The organism is Streptomyces eurythermus (genome assembly GCF_014649115.1).
GTDB classification, from domain to species: Bacteria; Actinomycetota; Actinomycetes; order Streptomycetales; family Streptomycetaceae; genus Streptomyces; species Streptomyces eurythermus.
The window spans coordinates 296,172-319,910 of sequence record NZ_BMSK01000008.1 but is presented as its reverse complement, the minus strand read 5'-3'; the positions used below and the strand labels follow the sequence as shown (position 1 = coordinate 319,910).

25 protein-coding genes are annotated in these 23,739 nt (G+C 74.1%); 14 read left to right on the top strand and 11 right to left on the bottom strand.

All coding sequences use genetic code 11. The features are described from left to right. The first annotated feature begins 2 nt into the window (after positions 1-2). Positions 3-509 (top strand): NUDIX hydrolase, encoded by a 507-nt coding sequence (locus IE251_RS17725; protein WP_189753937.1) that lies wholly within the window; start codon positions 3-5, stop codon positions 507-509. 33 nt (positions 510-542) lie between these two features. On the opposite strand, the gene IE251_RS17720 is transcribed toward IE251_RS17725, so the two are convergent. After that, entirely contained in the window at positions 543-1,175 is a 633-nt protein-coding gene (locus IE251_RS17720; protein ID WP_189753936.1) for a TetR/AcrR family transcriptional regulator, read from the bottom strand. Between the two features lie 95 nt (positions 1,176-1,270). On the opposite strand from IE251_RS17720, the gene IE251_RS17715 reads away from it, so the two are divergent. Together IE251_RS17715 and IE251_RS17710 are read left to right on the top strand one after the other, a co-directional pair. Beyond that, the gene (locus IE251_RS17715; RefSeq protein WP_189753935.1) at positions 1,271-2,215 is read left to right on the top strand and encodes a beta-ketoacyl-ACP synthase III; all 945 of its coding nucleotides are present in this window, start codon (positions 1,271-1,273) and stop codon (positions 2,213-2,215) included. Between the two features lie 184 nt (positions 2,216-2,399). Continuing rightward, on the top strand, positions 2,400-3,899 hold the full coding sequence (locus IE251_RS17710) for an MFS transporter (protein WP_189753934.1): 1,500 nt from the start codon (positions 2,400-2,402) through the stop codon (positions 3,897-3,899). Positions 3,900-4,119: 220 nt separating this feature from the next. Here the strand turns inward: IE251_RS17710 and IE251_RS17705 are convergent, their stop codons facing one another. Then, positions 4,120-4,989, bottom strand: a complete 870-nt coding sequence (locus IE251_RS17705; RefSeq protein ID WP_189753933.1) for a dioxygenase family protein — start codon at positions 4,987-4,989, stop codon at positions 4,120-4,122. A gap of 248 nt (positions 4,990-5,237) precedes the next feature. After that, positions 5,238-6,176: a helix-turn-helix domain-containing protein gene (locus IE251_RS17700; RefSeq protein ID WP_189753932.1), complete on the bottom strand. Its 939-nt coding sequence runs from the start codon at positions 6,174-6,176 to the stop codon at positions 5,238-5,240. Between the two features lie 177 nt (positions 6,177-6,353). Between IE251_RS17700 and IE251_RS17695 the strand changes: the two genes are divergently transcribed. Both IE251_RS17695 and IE251_RS17690 read left to right on the top strand, forming a co-directional pair. After that, positions 6,354-7,340 carry a LysR family transcriptional regulator gene (locus IE251_RS17695; protein ID WP_189753931.1) on the top strand — a complete coding sequence of 329 codons (987 nt, stop codon included), beginning with the start codon at positions 6,354-6,356 and terminating at the stop codon, positions 7,338-7,340. Positions 7,341-7,483: 143 nt separating this feature from the next. After that, the gene (locus IE251_RS17690; RefSeq protein ID WP_189753930.1) at positions 7,484-8,851 is read left to right on the top strand and encodes a trypsin-like serine protease; all 1,368 of its coding nucleotides are present in this window, start codon (positions 7,484-7,486) and stop codon (positions 8,849-8,851) included. 83 nt (positions 8,852-8,934) lie between these two features. On the opposite strand, the gene IE251_RS17685 is transcribed toward IE251_RS17690, so the two are convergent. Beyond that, positions 8,935-9,741, bottom strand: a complete 807-nt coding sequence (locus IE251_RS17685; protein ID WP_200692354.1) for a sulfite exporter TauE/SafE family protein — start codon at positions 9,739-9,741, stop codon at positions 8,935-8,937. A gap of 94 nt (positions 9,742-9,835) precedes the next feature. Here IE251_RS17685 and IE251_RS17680 point away from each other — a divergent pair, with 94 nt between their 5' ends. From IE251_RS17680 to IE251_RS17650, 7 genes are all read left to right on the top strand, one after another. After that, on the top strand, positions 9,836-10,621 hold the full coding sequence (locus tag IE251_RS17680; RefSeq protein WP_189753928.1) for an AraC family transcriptional regulator: 786 nt from the start codon (positions 9,836-9,838) through the stop codon (positions 10,619-10,621). Positions 10,622-10,674: 53 nt separating this feature from the next. After that, a complete protein-coding gene (locus IE251_RS17675) occupies positions 10,675-11,634 on the top strand; it encodes an alpha/beta fold hydrolase (RefSeq protein ID WP_229896813.1) in 960 nt (319 codons plus the stop codon). 124 nt (positions 11,635-11,758) lie between these two features. Beyond that, on the top strand, positions 11,759-12,115 hold the full coding sequence (locus IE251_RS17670) for a PRC-barrel domain-containing protein (protein WP_189753927.1): 357 nt from the start codon (positions 11,759-11,761) through the stop codon (positions 12,113-12,115). A gap of 34 nt (positions 12,116-12,149) precedes the next feature. Continuing rightward, positions 12,150-12,323 carry a hypothetical protein gene (locus IE251_RS17665; protein WP_189753926.1) on the top strand — a complete coding sequence of 58 codons (174 nt, stop codon included), beginning with the start codon at positions 12,150-12,152 and terminating at the stop codon, positions 12,321-12,323. A 92-nt stretch (positions 12,324-12,415) separates the two neighbouring features. After that, positions 12,416-13,588, top strand: coding sequence for a polysaccharide pyruvyl transferase family protein (locus tag IE251_RS17660; RefSeq protein WP_189753925.1), 1,173 nt, complete (start codon positions 12,416-12,418; stop codon positions 13,586-13,588). A 33-nt stretch (positions 13,589-13,621) separates the two neighbouring features. Beyond that, complete coding sequence (locus IE251_RS17655; protein WP_229896812.1) at positions 13,622-15,031, top strand: FAD-dependent oxidoreductase; 1,410 nt, start codon at positions 13,622-13,624, stop codon at positions 15,029-15,031. Positions 15,032-15,126: 95 nt separating this feature from the next. Beyond that, positions 15,127-15,840 carry a LamG domain-containing protein gene (locus tag IE251_RS17650; RefSeq protein ID WP_189753924.1) on the top strand — a complete coding sequence of 238 codons (714 nt, stop codon included), beginning with the start codon at positions 15,127-15,129 and terminating at the stop codon, positions 15,838-15,840. A 13-nt stretch (positions 15,841-15,853) separates the two neighbouring features. Here the strand turns inward: IE251_RS17650 and IE251_RS17645 are convergent, their stop codons facing one another. Genes IE251_RS17645 through IE251_RS17620 form a run of 6 tightly spaced genes read right to left on the bottom strand, consistent with a single transcriptional unit; the run spans position 15,854 to position 21,390 of the window. Further along, on the bottom strand, positions 15,854-16,129 hold the full coding sequence (locus tag IE251_RS17645) for a hypothetical protein (protein WP_229896811.1): 276 nt from the start codon (positions 16,127-16,129) through the stop codon (positions 15,854-15,856). A gap of 44 nt (positions 16,130-16,173) precedes the next feature. Further along, on the bottom strand, positions 16,174-17,019 hold the full coding sequence (locus tag IE251_RS17640; RefSeq protein WP_189753923.1) for an STM4011 family radical SAM protein: 846 nt from the start codon (positions 17,017-17,019) through the stop codon (positions 16,174-16,176). A gap of 9 nt (positions 17,020-17,028) precedes the next feature. Continuing rightward, entirely contained in the window at positions 17,029-18,375 is a 1,347-nt protein-coding gene (locus tag IE251_RS17635; protein WP_189753922.1) for an STM4012 family radical SAM protein, read from the bottom strand. Then, positions 18,372-19,211 carry an STM4013/SEN3800 family hydrolase gene (locus IE251_RS17630; RefSeq protein WP_189753921.1) on the bottom strand — a complete coding sequence of 280 codons (840 nt, stop codon included), beginning with the start codon at positions 19,209-19,211 and terminating at the stop codon, positions 18,372-18,374. Before IE251_RS17630 ends, IE251_RS17635 begins: the two co-directional genes overlap by 4 nt. 46 nt (positions 19,212-19,257) lie before the next feature. Then, positions 19,258-20,433 (bottom strand): STM4014 family protein, encoded by a 1,176-nt coding sequence (locus IE251_RS17625; RefSeq protein WP_189753920.1) that lies wholly within the window; start codon positions 20,431-20,433, stop codon positions 19,258-19,260. Continuing rightward, a complete protein-coding gene (locus tag IE251_RS17620; RefSeq protein WP_189753919.1) occupies positions 20,434-21,390 on the bottom strand; it encodes an STM4015 family protein in 957 nt (318 codons plus the stop codon). It lies immediately after the preceding gene. Between the two features lie 164 nt (positions 21,391-21,554). On the opposite strand from IE251_RS17620, the gene IE251_RS17615 reads away from it, so the two are divergent. After that, positions 21,555-21,881: a DUF8820 family protein gene (locus tag IE251_RS17615; protein ID WP_189753918.1), complete on the top strand. Its 327-nt coding sequence runs from the start codon at positions 21,555-21,557 to the stop codon at positions 21,879-21,881. A gap of 39 nt (positions 21,882-21,920) precedes the next feature. Then, positions 21,921-22,931 (top strand): DUF6745 domain-containing protein, encoded by a 1,011-nt coding sequence (locus tag IE251_RS17610; protein WP_189753917.1) that lies wholly within the window; start codon positions 21,921-21,923, stop codon positions 22,929-22,931. A gap of 104 nt (positions 22,932-23,035) precedes the next feature. Here IE251_RS17610 and IE251_RS17605 read toward each other — a convergent pair whose 3' ends face one another. Beyond that, complete coding sequence (locus tag IE251_RS17605; protein WP_307784863.1) at positions 23,036-23,650, bottom strand: PepSY domain-containing protein; 615 nt, start codon at positions 23,648-23,650, stop codon at positions 23,036-23,038. Between the last annotated feature and the right edge of the window lie 89 nt (positions 23,651-23,739).

The window sequence follows — 23,739 nt, the reverse complement described above, 5'->3', positions numbered from 1 at the left end:
CCATGACACCGACAAAGCGGCGAACGTCCCGTGTTCTCCTCGTCGATGACCGCGATCGCCTCCTTCTGCTGTGCGGACGCGATCCGCGCCGGCCGGGAGCGCGCTGGTGGTTCACCGTCGGCGGCGCCGTGGAGGACGGGGAGGACTATGTGCGGGCGGCCGTGCGCGAGGTCCGGGAAGAGACGGCACTGGTTCTCGCCGCCCACCGGCTGAGCCCGGTGGTGTGGACCCGGCAGGCGGTCTTCAGCGTGGACGGCCACCGCTTCGACCAGTACGAGGAGTACCGTCTGGCCCGCGTCACGGCCGGCGAGGCGCGCGGGGTCGAGGTCACCACCGAGGAGGCCCGCTACGGACACCACTGGTGGTCGCTGGACGAACTCGCCACCACCGGGCAGACCGTCCGTCCGAAGCGGCTGGCGTCGCACCTGAGCGGCGTACTCGCGGCCGGTGAGTCCCTTCCCGCGCCGGTGCACCTGGGCGATGTCGACGAGGACGCCGACCCCGGCTGACACACCCGCGACAGCACACCCGAACCGTCGCGGCTAGGGAGCCGACCGCTCCGGGCACGGGCCGAGCAGGCGGTCGAGCGCCCGCCGGGCGCGGTCGGTGGCGTCCGGTGCCGCGAAGAGCTGGATCTCCTGGTTCAGCGCCATGAAGAGGCCGATCAGCTCGAACACGACCTGGTCCGGATCGGTGTCCGCCGGCAGATCGCCCGCCGCCACCGCCGTACGCGCCTCCGCGGCCAGCCGGCGCCGCCACACCCGGGACATCCGGGCCACGGCCTCCCGGACGGGCCCGCCGCGGGCGTCGAACTCGACGGAAGCCGTGGTGAAGAAGCATCCGCCGGGGAAGACGGCACGCCCGGCGTCCAGGTCCAGGTAGGCGATCCACGCCTCGCAGACGGCCCGCAGCCGGGGCAGGCCCGGCTGCACGTCCGCCGCGGGCTCCCATACCAGGCGGGAGAACGCCGCCGCCGCTCCCTCCAGAGTGGCCAGCTGAAGGGTCTCCTTGGTGCCGAAGTGCCCGAGCACCCCGGCCTTGCTCATCTTCAGATCGGCGGCCAGCCGCCCGATCGTGAGCCCTTCGAGGCCGTCCCGCGAGGCCAGGGCGATACCGCGCTCGACGATGCGCTGCCGCGTCCTGCGGGCTTCGGCTACGGAACTGCGAGGGCTCATACCCACCATCGTAGGCGAGGAGGGACCGCTTCAGCTTCCGACCGATCGGTTGCTATATTCCGGGGCACCTGATGCCGAGCCGAGGAGATCACGCCGTGCCGGGAAGCCGTATCGCCGCACTGGGCCACTACCAGCCGACGCGCGTCCTGACCAACGACGACCTGGCCACCATGGTCGACACCAGCGACGAGTGGATCCGGCGCCGCACCGGCATCGCCACCCGCCGCATCGCCGCCCCGGAGGAGTCGGTCACCGACATGGCGGCGGCCGCCGCGAGCAAGGCGCTGGCCGCGTCGGGGCTGGAGCCCGCCGACATCGGTCTCATCACCGTGGCGACCTGCTCGGCCATCGACCGCTGCCCCTCCATCGCCGCCCAGGTCGCCGGGCGCCTCGGCCTGCCCGCCCCGGTGGCCTTCGACCTCAACAACGGCTGCGCCGGCTTCTGCACCGCGCTGGCCTGCGCGGACCACTCACTGCGCGCGGGCGCCGCCCGGCACGCCCTGGTCATCGGCGCGGAGAAGATGTCCGACGTCACCGACTGGACCGACCGCCGTACCTGCGTCCTGCTCGGCGACGGGGCGGGCGCCGCCGTGCTGAGCGCCTCCGCCGAGGAGGGGATCGGCCCGGTGTGCTGGGGTTCGGACCCCACCCGCGGTGACGCGGTCCGGCTCGTCGACGACTGGCACCCGCGCTTCGCCCAGGAGGGGCAGACCGTGTTCCGGTGGGCCACCGGCGAGTTGCCCGCCATCGTCCGCGAGGCCTGCGCGCGGGCCGGTCTGACGCCGGCCGAGCTGGCGGGTGTGGTCACCCACCAGGCCAATCTGCGGATCATCGACGCCGTCGTACGGCAACTCGACCTGCCCGAGTCCACGGTGATCGCCCACGATGTCGTGGAGTCCGGCAACACCTCCGCCGCGTCCGTCCCGCTCGCCCTGTCCAAGCTGACCGAGCGCGGTGAACTCCCCAGCGGTGCCCCGGTCCTGCTGCTCGCCTTCGGCGGGGGCCTGTCCTGGGCCGGCCAGGTGGTCACCTGCCCCTGAACACCGCACCCCGGCCGCGTCCGCGCCGACGACGCGGCCGGTTTCCGGCCGGCCGGCCCGTCACATCGCTGTGCCGGTGGGACAGCGATGTGACGGCGAGACAAAAAAGTGCCTTCTTCCCCGCTCGGGGGCGGTTACCCAGGATGGAGCCCGTAACAAAACAGCTCCCATGAAAGGCACACGCATGTCCGCTCGGACCGTGCCCGCACCGGCGGTGCGGACGTCCCGCTGGTTCGCGCTGGCGATCCTCTGCGCCGGCCAGTTGATGGTGATCCTCGACGGCACCATCGTGAACGTGGCGCTGCCGGCCATCCAGGAGAGCCTGGGCTTCTCCCCCTCGTCCCTGGGCTGGGTCGTGAACGCCTATCTGATCCCGTTCGGCGGCCTGTTGCTGCTCGCGGGCCGGTTCGGCGACCTCTTCGGCCGCAAGCGGGTCTTCGTCACCGGTCTGGTCGTCTTCACCGTGGCGTCCTTGCTGTGCGGGCTGGCGCAGAACGCGACCGCGCTGCTCGTCGCCCGGTTCGTCCAGGGCGTCGGCGGCGCGGTCACGTCCTCCGTCACCCTCGCCATGGTCGTCACCATGTTCACGAAGCCGGGCGAACGCGCCAGGGCGATCGGTGTCTACAGCTTCGTCCAGTCCGCGGGCGGCACCCTCGGCCTGCTGCTGGGCGGCGTACTGACCCAGGCCGCCGGCTGGCACTGGATCTTCTTCGTGAACGTGCCCATCGGGGTCGCCGCCGTCGTCCTGGCCCAGCGGGTGCTGGTGGCCGAGCGGGGCACGGGCCGGGGCAGGGGCACCGACGCGCTCGGCGCCGTACTGATCACGACCGCGCTCATGACGGCCGTCTACGCCATCGTCGCCGCGGCCGACCACGGTTTCGGCTCCGCCCGCACGCTCGGCTTCGGCCTGGTCGCCCTGGCCCTGCTGGCCGCGTTCGCCGTACGGCAGGCCAGGGCCGAGGACCCGCTGCTGCCGCCCCGGATGTTCCGGTACCGCGCCGTGTCCGGCGCGCTGGGCACACACGCCCTCATGATCTCGGGCATGTTCGGCTTCCAGTTCCTGGCCGTGCTGTACATGCAGAAGGTGCTGGGTTTCGACGAGGTGGAGACCGGTGCCGGTGTCGTTCCGGTCTCGCTGCTGATCGGCGTCATGTCGCTGTTCCTGGCGCCCCGTCTCATCGGCAGGTTCGGCGCCCGGGCGGTCCTGCCGGCCGCGCTCGTGCTGATCTGCGCCGGTCTGGGCATCCTGGGGCGGATCCCGGCGGACGGCGCCTATCTCACCGATGTGTTCCCCGCGACCGTACCGCTCGGGATCGGGTTCGGCCTGGCGATGCCGGCGCTGGCCGGACTGGCCATGTCGGGTGCGACCCCGCAGGACTCGGGCCTGGCCTCCGGGATGTTCAACACCGTGCAGCAGGTGGGCGCCTCCCTCGGCCTCGCCGTGCTGAGCGCCCTCGCCGCCTCGCACACCGCCGCCCTGCCGCACGACGGCGCCTGGCGCGACAAGGCGCTGACCGACGGCTACCAACTCGCCTTCCGGGTCGGCGCGGTCTTCGTCCTGGGCGCGCTGGTGATCGCCGTGACCGTCCTGCGTACGCCGCGCGGGGCCATGGGCGATGCCTCCGCCGCCGGTCCCGCGTCCTCCCGGGCGCCGGAAGCCGGCACCCCGTCGGCCAAACCCTGACCGGCGAGAACGTCGCTGCCTGGAACTTCACCCACGAGATGAAGTCCGCGATGTCGTAAGGCGGTTGTCCCCCGGAGCTCCTGCGGACGCCCGCCCCGGCCCCACCCGGGGCGGGCGTCCTCACCCTGGAGGCCCGGCCCCGGTGAGGCTCTGCCGCACGGCACCGGCCATGGCCGGAAGGCCGGTGCCCGCGGCGTCAGGGCCGTCGCGCGCCGCGCTCTCAGACCGCGCGCCACAGAGCCGGTACGGCCGGAGGTTCCCAGCCCGGCTGGGCGGTGTGCGGCTGGAGGCAGACATAGCCGCGGCCCCCGTAGGTGACCTGGTCCCCCGTCCGGTACGCGGTGCCGACGGCCCAGGTGCCGCCGGGCGGTGTGGGGCCGGGACCGGGGTCCTGCGCCACGTCGAGGACGAAGTCGAACGCCGCCTCCCGGCCGCCGCTGCCGTCGCGCACGGTCATCAGCAGCCGCGGGTCGAAGATCGTGTCCGTGTTGTTGCGCGGCTCGTTCGGGAAGTACAACTGCGTGGTGAGCACAGGCCGGTTGGGAGCCTGCACCTTGACGTGGATGTGCCGGGTGCGCCCCGGGTACAGGCCCGGCACGATCGTGGTGAGCGCGAAGGCTCCGCGCGAGTCGGTGTACTGGTGGCCCCGGAACCGGAACCCGGTGTTGTCGTAGGCGCCGTTGTTGTCGGCCTGCCAGAAGTCCAGCAGGACTCCGGACAGGGGGCGGCAGGCCCGGCCGAAGACATAACCGCTCACGGTGAGCCGGGTGCCGGGCAGGCCGGGCTCCAGCAGGCTCGTGCGTTGCGGTGAGTTGGGCTTGAAGTACGGGCCCTCTATCTGTTCCGGGGTGGGGTCGTCGCCGTCGTCGCACGGCGGCGTGAGCTGGGGCTCCGTGCCGCTCGCGGCCAGGGTGCGGGCGAGGGCGGGGCCACCGGCGAGGGCCAGGGGGATCGCGGCGGTGGCCGCGAGTGCCGCGCGCAGCACGGTCTTGCGGCCGACGAGCCGCGCACCCTCCTGCGCGTCCGGCGCCTCCGCGCCGTTGCCACCGGTGCCGTTCCGGTCGGTGTCGTGCGTACCTGCTCCGTCCATGTCTCCTCCTCCTGGGGGGGCGGACCTGTGCCTCCGTCTGCGGGGGCGGACCCGCATGGCCCTCCTGCGGGGCCGGTCCTGTGGGGCTGGCTGGACCTGTGGGGTCGGATCTGTGGGACCGGTCCTGTGGCGCTGGGCCTGTGGGGCCGGTCCGGTGGGGGTTGAGCCTGTGGGGGTTGAGCCTGTGGGGCTGGACCTGTGGGGTCCTTCCGCGGGGGCGGGCACCCTGGGGCCGGTCGGCAACGAACCTAGGCGTGCGCCGGCGGGGCTTCGAGGGACTGATGAGGGCGGCTGTGGTGTTTTCGGAAGTCGCCGGGGCTGCTGCCGGTCTCCCGCCGGAAGAACCGGCTGAAGTAGGCGGGGTCGGCGAATCCGGTGCGGGCGGCGACCTGCCGCACCGACAGCTGGGTGTGGGCCAGCAGCCGTTGCGCCTGACAGGCCCGGGCCTCGATGAGCAGCCGCCCGGGTGGCCGGCCGGTGGCGGCCCGGACCGCCTGGGTGAGGTAGTGCGGGGTCACCCCGAGCCGGTCGGCGCACTCCCGGACCGACCAGGTCGCCGCCTCCGGGCGGGTGATCAGCCGGGCGAACGCCTCGGCGACGGCGGCCGGCCGGCCCTGGGCACGCGGGTCCCGGCCGGCGCCGGCGGAACCCGGCAGCCGGGAGGCGCGCACGACGAGCACGTGCAGCAGGGAACGCAGGACGCTCTCGTGCCCGGGGGCCCGCTCCCGGTGCTCCGCGACGAGTTCCGCCATCAGGCTCCGCACGGACCGGTCCTGTTCGGGGTCCAGGGCGAACCAGCACCGCTCGCCGAGTTCCCGCAGCAGCTCACGGTCGTGGGGGTGGTCCACCAGGAAGTCGTCGGTGAACAGCGCGAGCGTCCCCTCCGGCCCCCGGCCGCCCTCCCAGTGGTGCACCTGGCCGGGCAGGATCACCGCCAGGTGCGGGGGCCGCAGCGGCCAGCGCGCGAGATCGACGACATGGGTGCCGGAACCGGCGCTGACGTGGACGATCTCGTAGAAGGTGTGCCGGTGCGGCCGGTCCCACCGGGACAGCGGCCCCACGGCCTCGAAGGAACCGGCGGCGAAGGGCGGGGCGCCGGGTCCGGCCACCTCCAGCCGGTGCAGGGGCACGTCCCCGGCCGCGGGCGGCGAGCCGGGGGTGCCCGGTAACACGGTGGTGCTGCGCATCGGCCATGCTCCCCTTTCTCCAGGACCTGCCGGCACCGTCCGGACACCAAGCAGGTACAGACCAATCGCGTCGCTGTGACCATGCCACGGACCTGGACACCGGGAAACAGCGAATCCCGCCCCTCTGGTCTGTACCAGCCTCTTGCCCCCGGCCCTCCCACCCCGCAAGCTCCCCTCATGGAGCTGGAGTTGCGGCATCTGAAGACCATCCGGGCCATCGCGGAAGCGGGCAGTCTGACCAAGGCGGCGACGGCCCTCGGACTCGCCCAGCCGGCGCTCAGCGCGCAGCTCAGGCGCATCGAGCGGGCCTTGGGCGGCACACTCTTCGAGCGCGGACGGTACGGCGTTCGGGCCACCGCCCTCGGCGAGCTGGTCCTGGAGCGCACCCGGATCGTGCTGCCCGCGGTCAGCGAACTCCAGCGGGAGGCGGCCCGGTTCGCCCGCACCCGGCGCGACGGGGAGCGGCTGCGGCTCGGCGGCACCCACGGTCCGCTGCTGGGCGCGCTGGTGGACCGGCTCGCCGACGCCGTCCCGGGCACCACCGTGACCACCTGCGCCTCCTGGTCGGAGCGGCAACTGGCGGAGCTGCTGGCCGAGGGACGCCTGGACTTCGCGCTGACCGGCGCCTGCGGCTCGGCTCCCCCGCCGGACGCGCCGCACCTGACCTGGGAGGAGGTCGCCGTCGACCCGGTGTTCGTGATGCTCCCCGACGGCCATCCGCTCGCCCGCGGCCGGGAGGCCGACCTGGCGGCGCTCGCCGGCGAGGAGTGGGCGTGCGTCCCGGGCGACGGCTGTTTCGGTGACTGTTTCACCGCGGTCTGCGCGCGGGCCGGTTTCACGCCCCGTCGCATGTACGAGACGGACACCGCGTCCTGTGTCCATCTGGTGCAGGTGGGCCGGGCGGTGGGCCTGTGCCGGGCCACGTTCCCGCCGACGCCCGGGATCACCACCCGTCCGCTGGCCGGGACCCCGCTGGTGTGGCGGCATCTGCTGGGCTGGCACCGGGCCGGGCAGCGGCCGGACACGGTGGCGACGGTGCTGGCGCAGGCCCGCGCGGCGCACGCCGGCGTGGCGGCCCGCAGCGACAGCTACGCGCACTGGCTCGCGCGGCGCGAGGACCGGGACGCCGCGGCCCGGCAGCACCGCACCGGCCTGGCCTCCTGAGCCCACCTCACCTCCCGAGCCGGCCGCCCCCGCTCACGTCCCCATGCATAACGCGGGGGCAGGGGGTCGGCTGATGTCTTATGGGGCGGGGCGCGATCTCCCTACGGTTTCGGCACTCCCACCGAATCCGAGGAGACCTCCCCATGCTCCAACGACACCTCAGAGCCGCGTGCGCCGCCGCCGCGGCAGCGGGTGCCCTGCTCGTGGCCGGGCTCAGCGGCTCCGCGAGCGCCCAGCCGTCCGTCTCTCCCGCCCCGCCCACGGCGGCCGAGACGCTCCGCACCGACGCGGCGCCGCCCGCCCTCCTCGGCGCACTCCAGCGGGATCTGGGACTGGACCGCCGGCAGGCGGAGCGCCGGCTGGCCAACGAGGCCGAGGCGGGCGCCACCGCCGGCCGGCTCGGGGTCGCGCTCGGCACGGACTTCGCCGGCGCGTGGGTGCGCGGCGCGGAGTCGGACACCCTGACCGTGGCCACGACCGACCCGGCCGACGTGCCGGCGATCCGGGCGCACGGCGCCCGCGCGGTCGTCGTGGACTACTCCCTGGCCGCGCTGGACGCCGCCAAGGCCCGGGTGGACCGCGCCGCGGCCCACCGCGCCACCACCGACACCCCGGTCTGGTACGTCGACGTGCCCACCAACACGCTGGTGGTGGAGGCGATACGGCCGGAAGCGGCGCGCTCCCTGCTGGCCGCCGCGCACGTCGACGCCGCCCTCACCCGGATCGTGAAGTCGGCCGGACACCCCCGCCCGCTGTACGACCTGCGCGGCGGCGACGCGTACTACATCGGCAGCGGCAGCCGCTGCTCGATCGGGTTCCCGGTGACCCGGGGCACCCAGCAGGGCTTCGCCACGGCCGGGCACTGCGGCCGGGCCGGCAGCACCACCACCGGCTCCAACCGGGTCGCGCAGGGCACCTTCCAGGCGTCGGTCTTCCCGGGCAACGACATGGCGTGGGTGGCGACGAACTCCAACTGGACGGCGACGCCGTACGTGACCGGTTCCAGCGTCCAGGTCGCCGGGTCCACGCAGGCCCCGGTGGGCTCCTCGGTGTGCCGTTCCGGTTCCACCACGGGCTGGCACTGCGGCACGGTGCAGCAGCTCAACACCAGTGTGACGTACCAGGAGGGCACCGTCAGCGGAATCACCCGTACGTCGGTGTGCGCCGAACCGGGCGACTCGGGCGGCTCGTTCATCTCCGGCAGCCAGGCGCAGGGGGTCACCTCGGGCGGCTCGGGCAACTGCACCAGCGGCGGTACGACGTACTTCCAGCCGGTCAACCCGATCCTGCAGTCCTACGGCCTCACCCTCAAGACGACCGGGACCGGCCCCGAGGACCCGGAAGACCCCGGTGACCCGGGCGAGCCGGGCGGCACCTGGGCGGCCGGCAGCGTCTACCAGGCGGGCGACACGGTGACGTACGGCGGGGCCTCCTACCGCTGTCTGCAGGGCCACCAGGCGCAGGCGGGGTGGGAGCCGCCGAACGCCCCGGCGTTGTGGCAGCGACTGTGAGCGGCTGATCCGCAGGGGGGACCGAGGGCCCGGGCGCCGGCGACGGGGCGCCCGGGCCCCGATGCGCGTCCGGGCTCGTCGGCTCACGTCCCGGTCACCGCCATGGCGACGAGGACGGTCAGCAGCAGGACGACGTAGGCGACGGAGTGGACGCGGTCCGGGACCCGGCCGGTGATCCGCCGCAGCAGGGTGATGGTGGGCAGCGAGCCGAGCAGCAGGGCGGCGCCCGCCGCGAGGTCGACGTAGCCGAGCCGGCCGGACGCCGTGGGCGCGGTGGGGGCGAGGGCGTAGACGAGGGTGCCGGCCACCGCGACGGGGACGCTGAGCGGGTTGGCCATGGCGGTGGCCTCGGCCATGGGCAGGCCCCTGCGCCGCAGCAGCGGGACCGTCATGACGCTGCCGCCCACGCCGAGCGCGGCGGCGACCAGGCCGATGCCCGTGCCGCCGAGGGTGGTGGCGGCCCGGCCCAGGGGCCGCGGAGGCGACTGGTGCGCCATCGAGAGGAAGCCCTCGCGCAGCAGGCTGTCGCAGATCGTCACCAGCAGGTAGCCGGCGAAGAGCAGGCGCAGCGCCGTGCCGCCGAGGAAGGTGGCCGCGAAGGACCCGGCGGCGGCGCCGGCCGTGATGAACCCGGCCAGCGGCCAGACGTAGGCACGGCGCAGCCGGCCCTGGCGCCACTGTGCCAGGGCCGCGGCCGCCGCGTTGACGACCATGACCGCGGTCGAGGTCGCGACCGCGACATGCATGGCGTCGGCGCCCGGTCGCGCCGTGGCGGTCAGGACGCCGTAGACGACGGGGACCGTGATGAAGCCGCCGCCGAAGCCGAAGAGCACGGTCGTCACGCCGGTCAGGCAGCCGAAGAACAGGAGGGTGGGGAGCGAGGTCAGCACGGCAAGGACGCTACGGAGCACGCGCGATGGCGGGCAATCGACAAGTCGCCGACTTCTTACGCGCAGCGGACAGGCCGGGCGGTACGGTCGCGGCATGCGCAACATCCCGGTCGCGGAGGTGGACGACCTCGACCGCGCCGTGCTCGCCATCGGCACGGACTACCCCCACGACCACCTCCTGGCCTGGCACGAACACCGCCGCGCCCAGGTGCTGTACGCGGCCACCGGTGTGATGCAGGTCGAGACGGCGGACGGCAGCTGGACGGTCCCCACCGCCCGCGCGGTGCTGATCCCGCCCGGGACCCGGCACCAGGTCACGATGACGGGGGTGAGCACCCGCAGCCTCTACATCGAGCCGGCCGCCGTGCCGTGGTTCCCCGCCCGCTGCCGCGCCGTCGACGTCTCGCCCCTGCTGCGGGCCCTGATCCTGGCGGCCGTCGAGATGGAGCCGCGCTACGCCGAGCACGGCCGCGACGCCGCGGTGGCCGCCCTGCTCCTGCACGAGCTGCGGAACCTCGCCCCGCTGCCCCTCGATGTGCCGCTGCCGGCCGAGCCACGGCTGCGGGCCCTGTGCGAGGCGTTCCTGGGCGCGCCGGACATCCACGACCCGCCCGCGCGCTGGTGCGCCTCCCTCGGTGTCAGCGAACGCACCCTCGCCCGCCTGTTCCGGCGGCACACCGGCCTGAACTTCGCGCAGTGGCGGCAGCGCGCCTGCGTCCTGCGTTCCCTGCGCTACCTCGCCACGGGCATGCCGGTCACCCGCGTCGCGGTCACGCTCGGCTACGACAACCCCGCCGCGTACACGGCCGCGTTCCGCTCGCTGCTCGGCCGTCCCCCGTCGGCGTACCGGAGCACCGGCGCGGCCCCCGGCCCGCCGTAGGGCCGACGCGCGGGTCACCGTCCCCGAGATGATCACGCGGGTAGTCTCGGGGCATGGTTGAGCATCGCATGGTCGACGTGAACGGAATCCGGCTGCACATCGCCGAGGAGGGCGAGGGCCCCCTGGTCGTGCTGCTGCACGGCTTCCCTGAGTCCTGGCACTCCTGGCACCGCCAGTTCGGCCCGCTGGCCGCCGCGGGCTTCCGGGTGGTCGCCCCCGACCAGCGCGGATACGGGCGCAGCGACCATCCCGAGGCCGTCGACGCGTACACCATCCTGCATCTGGTCGGCGATGTCGTCGGGCTGATCCGGGAGCTGGGCGAGGAGAAGGCGTACGTGGTCGGGCACGACTGGGGCGCGCCGGTCGCCTGGCACACCGCGCTGCTGCGGCCGGACCTGGTGCGCGGGGTGGCCGGTCTGAGCGTGCCGCCGCCGTTCAGGGGCTCGCGGCCGCCGCTGCCCGCCATGGACCGGATGTTCGGCGGCCGCTTCTACTGGAACTACTTCAACCGTCCCGGGGTCGCGGACGCCGAGTTCGCCGAGGACACCCGGACCGCGCTGCGCAAGTTCTTCTACTGGGCTTCCGGGGACGCCCCCGGCGCCGGGCGGAAGCAGCCGCTGGTCGACCCCGAGCGCGGCTGGCTCGCGGACATGGCCGACCCGGAGGTGCTGCCGGAGTGGTTCACCGAGGAGGATCTCGACGCGCTCACGGAGAGCTTCTCCCAGGGCTTCACCGGGGCCCTGAACTGGTACCGCAACCTCGACCGGAACTGGGAGCTGACCGCCCCCTGGCACGGCGCCGTCGTCACCCCGCCGGCCCTGTACGTCTACGGCGACCGTGACGTGGTCCCCGCCTTCCCCGGCACGCCGGAGCTCATCGAGCGGCTGCCCTCGCTGATGCCCAACCTGTGGCGGGAGCCGCTGAAGCTGGCCGGCTGCGGCCACTGGACCCAGCAGGAACGGCCGGACGAGGTGAACGCGGCGCTGATCGAGTTCCTGACCTCGTGCCCGTGATCTGAGCACTCGGCGTACCGGCCCGGCATCCGGCCCCGGGCCGGGTACGCCGTCCGAGGGCATCGGCCCCACCGGTGTCACATCCCCGGCCCGCGAGTGGGTACCCCGTGCACAGGAGGTACCGATGTTCGAGGCATCCGATATCCGCGAGTGGCGGGGTCACGACGTGGTCGACACCGACGGTCACAAGATCGGCGTTCTGGAGTCGGTCTACGTGGACACCGCCACCGATCAGCCCTACTTCGCCACGGTCACCGTGGGTCTGCTCGGCCGTCGCCGGCTGGTGTTCGTCCCCCTCACGGGCGCGACGGTCGGTCCGGGCTACCTGAAGGTCGCCCAAAGCAAAAAGGTGGTCACCAAGGCCCCGTCCATCGAGACCGACGGCGAACTGACCGCCGCCGACGAACCGGGGGTCTTCGCCCACTACGAGCTGCCCTACGCACCGGGCGCCGGCGGCGAGCGACGTCTGGCCCGCCGCTGATCCACCGAACCCGCCGGGATATCCGGGAGATCCGATGAGCCTGTTCCTGTTCCTGATCCTCGTGGCCGTCGTCCTGGGGATCATCGGATTCGTCGTCAAAGGTCTGTTCTATCTCCTGGTCATCGGCGCCGTGGTCCTCGTCCTGGCCCTGGTCTACGCCGCCGTGCGCTTCCGCCGGGGCGGACGCAAGCACCGCGTCGCCCGCTGACCCGACCGGGCCCGGCGCGGCCCCGGTCGCGCGTTCCCACCGGAAGGCGGCAAGCTGGTACAGCTTCTGCTGTGAGCCGTGAGGGAGCGGTCATGGATGGCGCGGACGGCGTGACCGTAGGCGTACTGGGCTCCTACGGGGGCCGCAACGTCGGCGACGAGGCGATTCTCACCGCCCTGCTGGACCAGGTCCGGGCCGGCCGCCCGGACACCCGGTTCGTGGTCTTCTCCCGCAATCCGGCGCACACCCGCTCGGTCCATCCGGACGTCGAGGTCGTCGGCTGGGAGGGGGTCTGCCGGGAGGGCATCTCGGAGCCGCTGCGCCGGCTGAACGTCCTCGTGCTCGGCGGGGGCGGGATCCTCTACGACACCGAGGCGCGCCGGTATCTGCGGCTGGCCGGCACCGCGCAGAGCCTCGGCGTCCCCGTCTTCACCTACGCGGTGGGGGCCGGACCGCTCACCGACGAGACGGACTGCGGGTATGTGCGCGCGGTGCTGTCGGACGCGGTGGAGGTGACGGTCCGCGACGAGGAGTCCAAGCTCGTCCTCGAAGAGGCCGGCGTCACCCGGCCCGTCTGCGTCACCGCCGACCCGGCGCTGCTGCTGGAGCCCGGCGACCGCGGCCGGGCCCTGCTGCGGGCGGAGGCGGTGCCCCGCCGGGTACGGCTGGTGGGGATGAGCGTCCGGGAACCCGGACACGCCGCCGAACACCTGGACGAGGAGGGGTACCACCAACTGCTCGCCAGCATGGGCGACTTCCTGGTGCAGCGGCTGGACGCGCACATCGTCTTCATCTCCATGGAGCGCGGCGACATCCGGCACGCCCACGCCGTGGCGTCCCGGATGGCGGCGGCCGACCACTGCACCGTGCTGCACCGCGACCACGGGCCCCAGGAGGTCCTGGACATCGTCGCCCAGCTGGACCTGGCCGTCGGCATGCGGCTGCACTTCCTGGTCTTCGCCGCGCTCGCCGGGATCCCCCTGCTGCCGCTGCCGTACGCCGGGAAGGTCTTCGACTTCGCCCAGCGGATCGGCGCGCCCGCGCTGCGCGGTGTGGTCCGGGAGACGGCCGGGCTGCTGCTGGCGGAGGTGGACCGGCTGTGGGACGAGCGGCACGCCCGCGCGGCGGACGCGGCGGTGCGCACGGCCGCGATGCGGCTGCGGGCGGCCCGGACCGGGGAGCGGCTCCTCGCCTATCTGGACGGTGCCGCCGCGCCCGGCGTCATCCACGCCGACGCGCCGGTGCCCGCCTCCACCGCCCGCTGACACCGAAGGCCGCCGTCCCCCGAGGGAGTGACCGTGTCCCATCTGATGCCGCCCCGGGTCCCCACCACGGTGGAGCTGCCGCCGCGCCGGGCCCTGCACGCGGGGTCCACCCAGGTGCTGGTGGTCGGCGGCGGGCCGGCGGGTCTCGGCGCGGCCGTCGGGGCGGCCAACGCGGGCGCCGAGGTGGTCCTCGTGGAGCGCTACGGCTTCCTCGGCGGCAACGCCACCGCGGCCCTGGTCATGCCGCTGATGAGCTTCCACAACGAGGTCAAGCAGGCCGTGCCCGGCGACACCACGCGGCTGCTGCCGCCCGACCACGGCGAGGGCGAGCCGGTCGTCGGCGGGGTGCTGTGGGTGCTGCTGGAGCAGCTGGTGCGCACCGGAGCGGCGATCCGGCCCTCGCTGGAGACCGGCTACACCGTGCCGTTCGACGCGGAGCTGTTCAAGCTGGCGGCCTACGAGCTGCTGGAGAGCCACGAGGTCCGGATGCTGCTGCACGCCTTCGCCTCCGGCGTCGTCAGCCTGCCCGACCGGGCCCGGGCGGTGTTCGAGACCAAGTCGGGGCCGCTCGTGCTGGACGCGGACGTGATCGTGGACTGCACCGGGGACGGCGACATCGCCGCGGCGGCGGGGGCCGGGTACGAGACCGGACGGCCGGAGGACGGCTGGACCCAGCCGATGACGCTGATGTTCCGCATGGTCCGCTTCGACCACGAGGAGTTCGCCGCCTACACCCGCGCCCGGCCGGACCAGTGGAAGGGCGTGCACGGGCTGTGGGACCTGGTCCGCGCGGCCACGGACGCCGGTGAGCTGGACCTGCCGCGCGAGGACATCCTCTTCTTCGCCACCCCGAACGCGGGCGAGGTGGCGGTCAACTCCACGCGGGTCACCGAGGTGCTCGGCACCAGCGTCTGGGACCTGACCCGCGCGGAACTCGCCGCGCACCGGCAGATGGCGCAGATCGCCCGGTTCCTGCGCGGCCGTGTGCCGGGCTTCGCCGATTCCTACGTGGTGCAGAGCGGTGTCCAGGTGGGTGTCCGGGAGACCCGGCGGATCACCGGCGAGTACCTGCTGACCGGCGAGGACGTGCTGTCGGCCCGTAAGTTCGACGACGCCGTGGCGCGCGGCGCCTACCCGGTCGACATCCACAACCCGAGCGGTCGCGGCACCCGGCTCGAACGCCTGCCGCGCGGCGAGTCCTACGACATCCCGCTGCGCTGTCTGCTGCCCCGGGGTCTGGAGCGGGTGCTGGTCGCGGGCCGCTGCATCTCCGGGGACCACGTGGCCCACTCCTCCTACCGCGTGATGCCGATCTCCATGGCCACCGGGCAGGCGGCGGGCGTGTGCGCGGCCCTCGCGGCGACCCGGGGGCGGCGGCCGCGGGAGGTGCCGGTGAGCGCCGTGCAGCGGGAACTCCGGGCCCAGGGCGCCAGCCTGCCTTGACGCCACCGCCGTGTCTGTTTCACCCACACGAAGGAAATACGCCGCGCCGGTCGGTCCCCGCGCATGTCCGGGCCGCCGCCGGTGAGACATCGGACATGAGCGAACCGACGACGGGCGCCTCGCCGCCGGCCTCCCGGGGGCCACGCCGGTCCGACGCGGTGTTCACGGCGGACTTCACGTCCACGGCGCAGTGGACGGCGGGCCGTTCCTCGGCCTATCCGGGCGGCGGCCCGGTCAATCCGGACGACGACAAGCTGGACCATCTGGTGGACGACGCCGGCCACAGCCGCTCGGGCGTGTTCCGGGCCACCCGGCGGCCGGACGGCGGGTGGGACACCGGCCTGCTGACCACCGAGGACAGCGAGGAGGAGTTCGTCCTCGTGACGGGGGACGTACTGGAGGCCCGGGTCCGGCTGCCCGCGGAGACCGGCGCCTGGCCGGCCATCTGGACCTGGCGGGACGGCGGCCAGGAGGTCGATGTCTTCGAGTACCACCCCGACCACCCGGACCTGCTGGAGCTGACCAACCATGTGCGCCGGTCCCAGCGCTATGTGCGTCACGACGCGGTCCGGCCGGGCGCCTGGGTCGACCTGCGTACCGAGTTCGGGCGTCACTCGGTGGACTGGTGGCTGAACGGCGAGCGGGTGTTCGCGGACGGGCGCGGGGTGGGCCGCCGCTGGCACGCCTTCCTCATCGTCAATCTGTCGGTCTGCGCCGGGCGCTACCACCCGCCGCCCGACCCGGAGACGACCGAGATGTCCTTCGAGGTGAGCAGCCTGGTGGTACGGCGCCCGGCCGACGACGCGTAGTCCCGGGCGGCCGTCAGCCGTCGGAGGTGTCCTCCTCGCCGCCCCGCGGCCGGTCGTCCCGCCGCCGGTCCCCGGCCTCCACGCCGCGCAGCGGTTCGCCGGCCGTGGTGCCGCTGTCGGGCTGGTAGCCCTCCTTGGCACCGGCCGTGCCCGGGACGGTGCGTTCACGGGCCTGGCTCTCGGCGCCCGAGTGCGCTCCGGGCTCCTTCTCGTCGCGGGCCCGCCCGTACCGGTCGGCGGGCTCGCCGGTGTGTCCGCTCATGGCGTCCTCCGCTCCACTCGTCGGCATGCCCGGGTTCCCCCGTGCCGGGCGGGAAAACGCCGGGCCGCCTCTCAGCGGCCGGCGGGTATCCGCTCCAGGACGCCGCCCGCGAAGACGTCGTACAGCGGGAGCGTCTCGAGGTGGACGTAGCCGATGTGGCAGTCGCACACGGCCAGCGGGCAGGGGCGCGGGGCGAGCGCCGCCCGGTAGGAGCCGTCGTAGAGGTTGCCCAGCTCGGTGCGGACGAAGTGGCAGCGGCGGACGGTGCCCTCGCCGTCGACCGAGACGACCGACTCGCCGGTGCGGCAGGGCAGCCCGGCGCTGGCGTGCGGATGGCGGCTGTAGGGGAACAGCGGATCCAGGTCCGTCCAGGCGGCGGCGTCCGCGTCGGTGTAGGTGTGGCCCTCGGCGGCGTTCACCCAGAGGTAGACGTGGTCCGGCAGGTCGGCGCGCAGCCGGCGGGCGTGGTCCAGGTGCCCGGGCAGGCCCACGATGCCGACGCTGTACCGGATGCCACGCTCGGCGAGGTCGCGGCACTTGGCCAGGAAGCGGTCGTACGGGGTCTGCCCGGGGTGGTAGGTGCACCACAGGGCCACGGCGGCGGGGTCGGCGTCGGCCAGCCAGTCGGTGCGGCAGCTGAGGTTGGTCTGGATGGCGACGCGGCGGACGTGCGGCAGCCGGGACAGGTCCACCAGGGCCCGCCGGTACCAGGACCGGACCAGGCCCTCGCCCCACGGGGTGAACAGCACCGACAGGCGGTCACCGGTCTGTGCGGCGGCCCAGGCGGTGAAGCGGTCCAGGGCGGCGCGGTCGGCGCGCAGCTGCTCGGGGGTGTCGCGCCGCTTGGCGAACGGGCAGTAGGGGCAGTCGTAGTCGCAGGAGGCGAGCGGGCCGCGGTAGAGGATCGTCAGGTCCACGCGGGCCGCCTACTTGCTTTCGTAGGCGGCCATCGCCGCCCGTACGGCCGGGGAGAACAGCTGGGGGCCGATCGCGTCGGAGTGTGCCAGCCCTTCCGCGGTCAGGCGCAGCCGGCGGGTGCTGTCCGGCTCCAGCCAGCCGCGTTCGGCGAAGCGGTCCAGCTCGGCGCCGAAGTCGTCGGTGGGGTCGGTGCCGAAGCGCGCCCGGTAGTCGGCGACGGCCAGGCCCTCGGCCTGGAGCAGGGACTGCAGCAGGTGGCGGCGGCGGGCCTCGTCCGGTGTCATGCGGCGGCCGTACTCGGCGTGCGCGAAGCCGGCGGCGGGCCGGGCCACGTAGTCGTCGATGATGGCGCGGATCTCGTGCATGCCGACGGCGTAGTCGAAGGAGTAGTGCAGTCCGGCCGTGTACGAGCGGGCGCCGCAGCCGAGGCCGATCATGCCGTCGGTCTGGCAGGCGTGGTCGTCCGGGCCCTCGGGCGGGGCGTCGGCGCGGCGGAACATGCGCATGGAGTGCTGGACGTAGCCGTGTGCGAGGAGGTGGTCGCGGCCCAGCCGGTACAGGCGCAGCCGTTGCTCGTCCCAGGCCGGGTCGGGGCCGGGGCGGCGGCGGCCGAGGCCGGTGAGGGGGCGGACGTAGAGGGGGTAGAGGTACAGCTCCTCGGGGTGCCAGGCGAGGGCGGCGTCCAGGGAGTGCAGCCAGGTGGCGTCGGTCTGGCCGTCGATGCCGTAGATGAGGTCGATGTTCAGCACCGGGAAGGCCGCGTCCCGGATCCGGGCGAGGGCCGCCTCCACGTCCGCGCGGCGCTGGGGGCGTACGGCGGCGCGGGCCTCGGTGTCGACGAAGGTCTGCACGCCGAGGCTGAGCCGGGTGGCGCCCCGGTCGGCGAGGACGGCGAGGCGGTCGGCGGTCGCGGTGGCGGGTGACGCCTCGACGGAGAGCGGTACGGCCCGCAGGTCGGCGCCCATCCGGTGCTCGGCTATGTCGCACAGGCGCGTCAGTTCGGCGGCGGTGAGGAAGGTGGGCGTGCCGCCGCCGAACGCGGCCGTCGCGAAGCGGACGCCGGCGCTGTCGCCGAGGGCGGCGCGGACCGTCGTCGCCTGGCGTTCCAGGGCGTCGAGGTAGGCGGTGGTGAGGCCGTCGGGGGCGCCGATCCGGGTGAACAGGTTGCAGAAGCCGCAGCGGACCTCGCAGAACGGCACGTGCAGATAGAGGGAGAGCGCGTCCTTGGGTTCCGCCGCCCACAGGGTGGTGAGCGCGGGGCGGTCGGGCAGGGGACCGTAGGCGGTCTTGTGGGGGTAGGCGTAGACGTAGCTCTGGTACGGGCTTGCGTCGGTGGGCTGGGGGGCGAGCGTCATCGGGCGGCCTCGGCGGGCGTGGGTTCCTGGGGGCGGGCGGGGTTCAGGACGAAGTGGGCGTAGGGCACGGTCCACACGGACGGGTGGCCGAGGCGGTGCCCGGTGTAGCCGTCGTCGCCGTAGGCGGTGCCGTGGTCGGAGCAGACGATGGCGAAGCAGGGGCGCCTGCTGCTCGCGGCGGCGAACAGGCGGCCGATGTGCCGGTCGACGTATTCGAGTGCGGCGGCGTGGGTGGCGCGGGTGTCGCCGGCCTCGCGGGTGGCGCCGGGCAGGTGGAACCAGTTGGGCTGGTGCAGGGCCGACACATTGACGAAGAGGAACAGCCGCCGGTCGGCGGGGAGCCGGCGCACGACCTGTTCGGCGCGGGTCACCTGGGCCTCGAAGGAGGTGGGTGAGGCGACGCCGAACTCCGGTTCCCAGTGGGACTCGTGGAACAGTCCGGGCAGGACCGAGCCGAGCGGGCCCTGCTTGTTGAAGAAGCCCACTCCCCCGATGCACACCGTGTGGTAGCCGTCCTTCGCGAGGGCGGAGACCAGGTCGGGGGTGTCGTAGACATAGGTGCCGTCGGCGGTGGTCTCGCTGCCCGCGAAGCGCGCGGCGAACAGCCGGGGGTGCGGGCCGGGGGCCGCCGGTGTCGGCAGGAAGCCGGCGAAGATGGCCTGGTGGGAGGCGTAGGTGAAGCTGCCCGGGGCGTGCCGTTCCTCCCACCGGCCGCCGGGCAGGTGGCGGGCCAGGTGGGGGATGCGGCCGGCCGCCGCCAGTTCGGCCGCCACGTCGTGGCGCAGGGTGTCGAGGGTGACCAGCAGCAGGTCATGGCTGCCGATGATCCGGTTCATGTCGGGTTGCCCGGCGCGGCCCGGGGGCTGGTGCGAAGGCGTCGGGTCAGGCGAGGGCATGGGGTGTTCCCGTTCCGTTCTCGTGCGGGTGGGGTGCCGGTGTGTGCCGGGTGAGGGCGGCGGCGACCTGTGTCGCGTAGGTGTCGAGGCCCTCGGCGCCGCTGCCGGGCAGGCCGGTGAGCCCGGGCAGCAGGTCGCCGAAGGCGTTGACCTCGCCGACGGCGGCCCGGCGCCAGCCGGTGGCCGGCAGCAGGTCGACGCCGACGCACAGGGTGCGCGGGAAGCAGGCGGCGGCCTGTTCGCACACTCCGAGGACGTCGGACCAGCGGGCGCCCGACGCCTCGACGGCGGCGCGGGCCGCGTCGAGGTCGCCGCGCCGGCCGCCCAGGTGGAGGTTGGTCAGCGGGGAGGCGCCGGTGCGTACGACGGCGTGGGTGGCCTTGCCGGCGACCACGACGACCCGCAGGTCGGCGGCGCGTCCCCGCTGGGACGCCTTGGGCAGCCAGCGTTCCAGGTGCAGGCCGTCGGGGGCCAGGGTGTCGACGATGGCGGCGATCCGCCGCTCGTCGGTGTAGCGGTGGATCCGCAGCGAGTTGAACAGGCTTCCGTCCGGGGCGAGTTCGACCGAGGTGGTGGCGCGGATCCGGCCGCCGCCCGCGGCCTCGACCGCGAGCACGCCGGACGCGGACGATCCGTGCGCGAGCTTCACGAACAGCCGTGGCATCCGGTGCTCGCGCATCAGGGCGCGCACGTCGTCCCAGCCGCGGACGGCCGGTGCGTGAGTGCCGGAGGTGGGTGAGTACGGCACGGGCACGCCCGCGGCGGCCAGGACGGCGTGGCAGCGGCGCTTGTCGAACAGCACGGCGAGGTCGTCCGGGTGGTCCAGGCGGGTGCCGCCGCGCAGGCCGCGCAGCGCGGAGGTCAGCGTGGCGTACCAGCGGGCCGAGCCCTCCACTCGGGTGGGGTCCCCGGCGCCGCGCAGCAGCCGGTCGGCCTCGGCGTTCTCGCCCGGGGAGTCTAGCCGGACCAGTTCGCCGGCGTCGAAGTCGGCGCCGCCGGCGCGCAGGACGTCGGCCCAGGCGACGACGCGCGGGGCGGGCAGGCCGGCCGCGCGCACGGCTCGGGCGAAGAGCGTGACGCGGCGGTTCTCGGGGTTGCCGACCACCGCGAAGCGCGCGTCGCCCGCCCCGCGCGCGCGGAGGTCCTGGTGGTGCGCGGCCACTTACTCGCCCACGGACACGTAGCGCCACACCGTGCCGTCGCTCTCCACGTCCTCGTCGGCGTCGTCCCGGTCGAGGTCCAGCTCGACGCCGGCGGGCTCCAGGGTCTCCCGGAGCCGGTCCAGCAGGGGCTCGGTGATGTAGTGGTGGTGCAGGTCGAGCTTCTTCAGGTGGGTGAGGGGCTGGCCCGCGAGGAGGGCGGAGGCGCCCTCGTCGGTCAGGATGCCCAGGGAGAGGTCCAGTGTCTCCAGGCGGGCCACCACCGGGGCGGAGGCGACGGCCGCGGCGACGGCGTCCTGTATCTCGCTGTCGCGCAGCGCGAGGTGACGCAGGCTGGGCAGGCGCGCCCCGGACAGGATGGGTTCCAGGTCGGCGGGCTCGCTGTCGCCGCCGTAGTCGGGCGTGCCGAGCCACAGGTCGAGGTGTTCCAGGGCGGGCAGGTCGCTCGCGCCGACTGCGCGCACGACCTCGGCGGGCAGGCCGCCGGTCTCCATCGCGAGGGTGCGCAGCCGGGTGTGGCGCAGGGCCGTGAACCCCAGCCCCGATCCGCCGCGCACACCGAACTCCTCCAGGTCGGGGAAGCCGGTGAGCAGCGGGGTGACGTCCGTCTGGTTGATCCAGGAGATCTCGCACTCCTCGGACTCCATGTCGCCCAGGAAGAGCGCGCGCAGGGCGGGGAGGTGGTCCCGGGCGGCGAGCAGTGCCTCGATGACGGCCGAGGAGTCGGTGTCGTACGCCTCCTGCCACGCACCGACGATCAGAGCGCGTACGCGGGTGGTGTCGACCTTGTCCAGGAAGCGGGCGAAGACCTCCTCCCACCCCTCCCCGGCGTCGTAGACGGTGGTGCCGACGCGCCAGGCGACGCCGTCCGGTTCGGGCAGGTCCTTGTTCCAGTCCGGCTCGGGGAACGTGTACACGGGCAGGCCGTGGAAGACGTGCGGGTGGTCGCCAAGGGTCATGCTGCTGCTCCCGGAGCTGGGTCGGACGCGGGGTGATGTGGGCAGTTCTACCAACCGGCACTGACAACGGCGGAGGGCGGGGGGCGTTCGCGGGGGCGTTGTCAGTGGCGGGTCCTACTGTCGGTGGCACGCGGGCGGCGTGCGCCGCCGGGGAGGGAGTGTTCATGTACCGGCAGGGAGACGTGCTGCTCGTGCCCGTGGCCGAGGAGGCGGTTCCGGCTCATGTGGCGGGTGCGCCACGGGAGCGCAGGGACGGGCGGGGCCGGCTGGTGCTGGCCCTGGGCGAGGTCACCGGGCACGCGCACGCGGTGGTGGGTCCGGGTGAACTGGTGCGGGAGCCGGGGCCGTTCGGGCCGATGCTGCTGCGGCTGCCCAGGGGCGGGCGGGTGGTGCACGAGGAGCACGCGCCGATAGCGCTGCCCGCGGGGTGGTACAGGGTGGTGCGGCAGCGGGAGTACGTGCCCGGTTCCGTGCGGATCGTGGCGGACTGAGGGACGGGGCGGACGGTGACACGGCGGGAGGGATCGTCGGTGGTACGTGAGGACACGGGGCGGGATGTGGCCGGGCAGTGGCGCGCGTGGGCGGCGTCGACGGAGCCGGCCGACCGGACGAGGGCGGAAGCGGGTGTCCGCGCGGCCTATCGCGCGGTGGGGCTGCCCGGGCCGGAGCGTGTGGTGTGGGCGGGTTCGCCGTGCGAGGGCGTCGCGCTGGTGCGGTCCTTGCCGGACACGGGGCCGAGTGTCCGCGAGGCGGTGCGCAGCGCGCCGTGGGCGGCCCGGCGGCGGCTGCTGCACGAGGAGTTGGGCGCGGCCGGCTGGGCGGCGCACTGGGCGGCCACCGGTGGGCGGTTGTGGAGCGGGAACCAGGCGCTGGTGGACCGGATCCGGGCGGGTGTGCTGGAGGAGCTGGGCGAGGGCCCGGAGATACGGCTGGCGCTGCTGGACACGGTGCTCGGGCAGCACGACGCGCCCTGGCTCGCGGCGTTCGCCGGGCGGGAGGGTCCCCTGGAGGGGCTTGCCGAGGTGTGCCGCAGCGCGGGGTGGTGGTGGCCGTTCGCGAAGGTGGCGGTGGTCTGCGAGCGTCCTTCGGCGCTGTACCGGGACGAGGCGGGCCGGCTCGACCGCGGTGACGGCCCGGCGCTCGCGTTCCCGGACGGCTTCGCGCTGTACGCGTGGCGGGGCATGCCGGTCCAGGCGTCCTTCGTGGCGGAGCTGCGCACGCTCACCCCGGAGCGCATCCGGTCGGAGGAGAACGCCGAACTGCGCCGGGTGATGCTGGAGTTCTACGGCTACGACCGCTATCTGGCGGACTCGGCGGCCCGTCCGCTGCACCGGGACGAGACCGGCACACTGTGGCGGATCGACCTCGACGGGGACGAGCCGGTGGTGATGGTCGAGGTGCTCAACTCCACTGCGGAGCCGGACGGTTCGCACCGCACCTACTGGCTGCGGGTGCCGCCGGCGACCCGGACGGCACGGCAGGGGGTCGCCTGGACGTTCGGCCTGGCGGAGGCGGCGTACGCGCCGCTGCGGGAGACCTGACTTCCGGTCCCTTGGCCGCAGGCGGCACAGACAGACCGCTCCGCACCGCGTCGGAGGCGGTGCGGAGCCGCGGCGGTTCGCTTTCCGGGTCCGCGGGCGGGCCGTCAGTCGCGGTCGACGTGCTCCCGGAGGATCTTGCGGTTGGTCGCGTCGATGTCGAAGGTCGTCTTGTTCCAGTCGTCGGTCGTCACGACGTCGACGGACCACTTCGGGGCGCCGCCGTCGGTGTCGTCGAGTTCGACGGCGGTGACGGTGCCCTTGGTCTTGCCCGTGGCGGTCTGCGCGGCCTGCTGCGGGGTGACGGTGGCCTTCTTCAGCAGGTCCGCCAGTTCGCGCTTGTCGTCGCCGTCCTCGTCCTTGGCCTGTGCCTTGCCGGCCTTCCCGTCGGCCGCGTCGACGGAGACGGTGTGGGCGGTGCCGTCGTCCGTGGCGACCTCGGCCTCCCACCGGGGGCTGTCGGGCGGGCCCTTGAGTTCGACGGAGACCGGTTTGGAGTGCGGTACCGCCCCCACCGCCGCGCCGAGCGCCTGCTCGTAGCCGGTCTTGGCCTTGGGGACGAGCGCCTTGCGCTCCCGCTGGTCCTCGGTGAGGTTGCCGTCCGCCGACGGCGTGGGCGAGGTCGCGGCGGCCTGGGCGGCCTCGGCGGCGCCGCTCCGCGCGGCCTCGCCGCCGCTGTCGGTGCCGCACCCGGCGAGCAGCGCTCCGGCTGCGGCTGCCACGCAGATCAGGGTGGTGCCGCGAGAGAGCGGCGAACGGTCACGGTGAGAAAATATTTCGTCACTCTTTGTGTCCATGCGGCCAGTTTAGG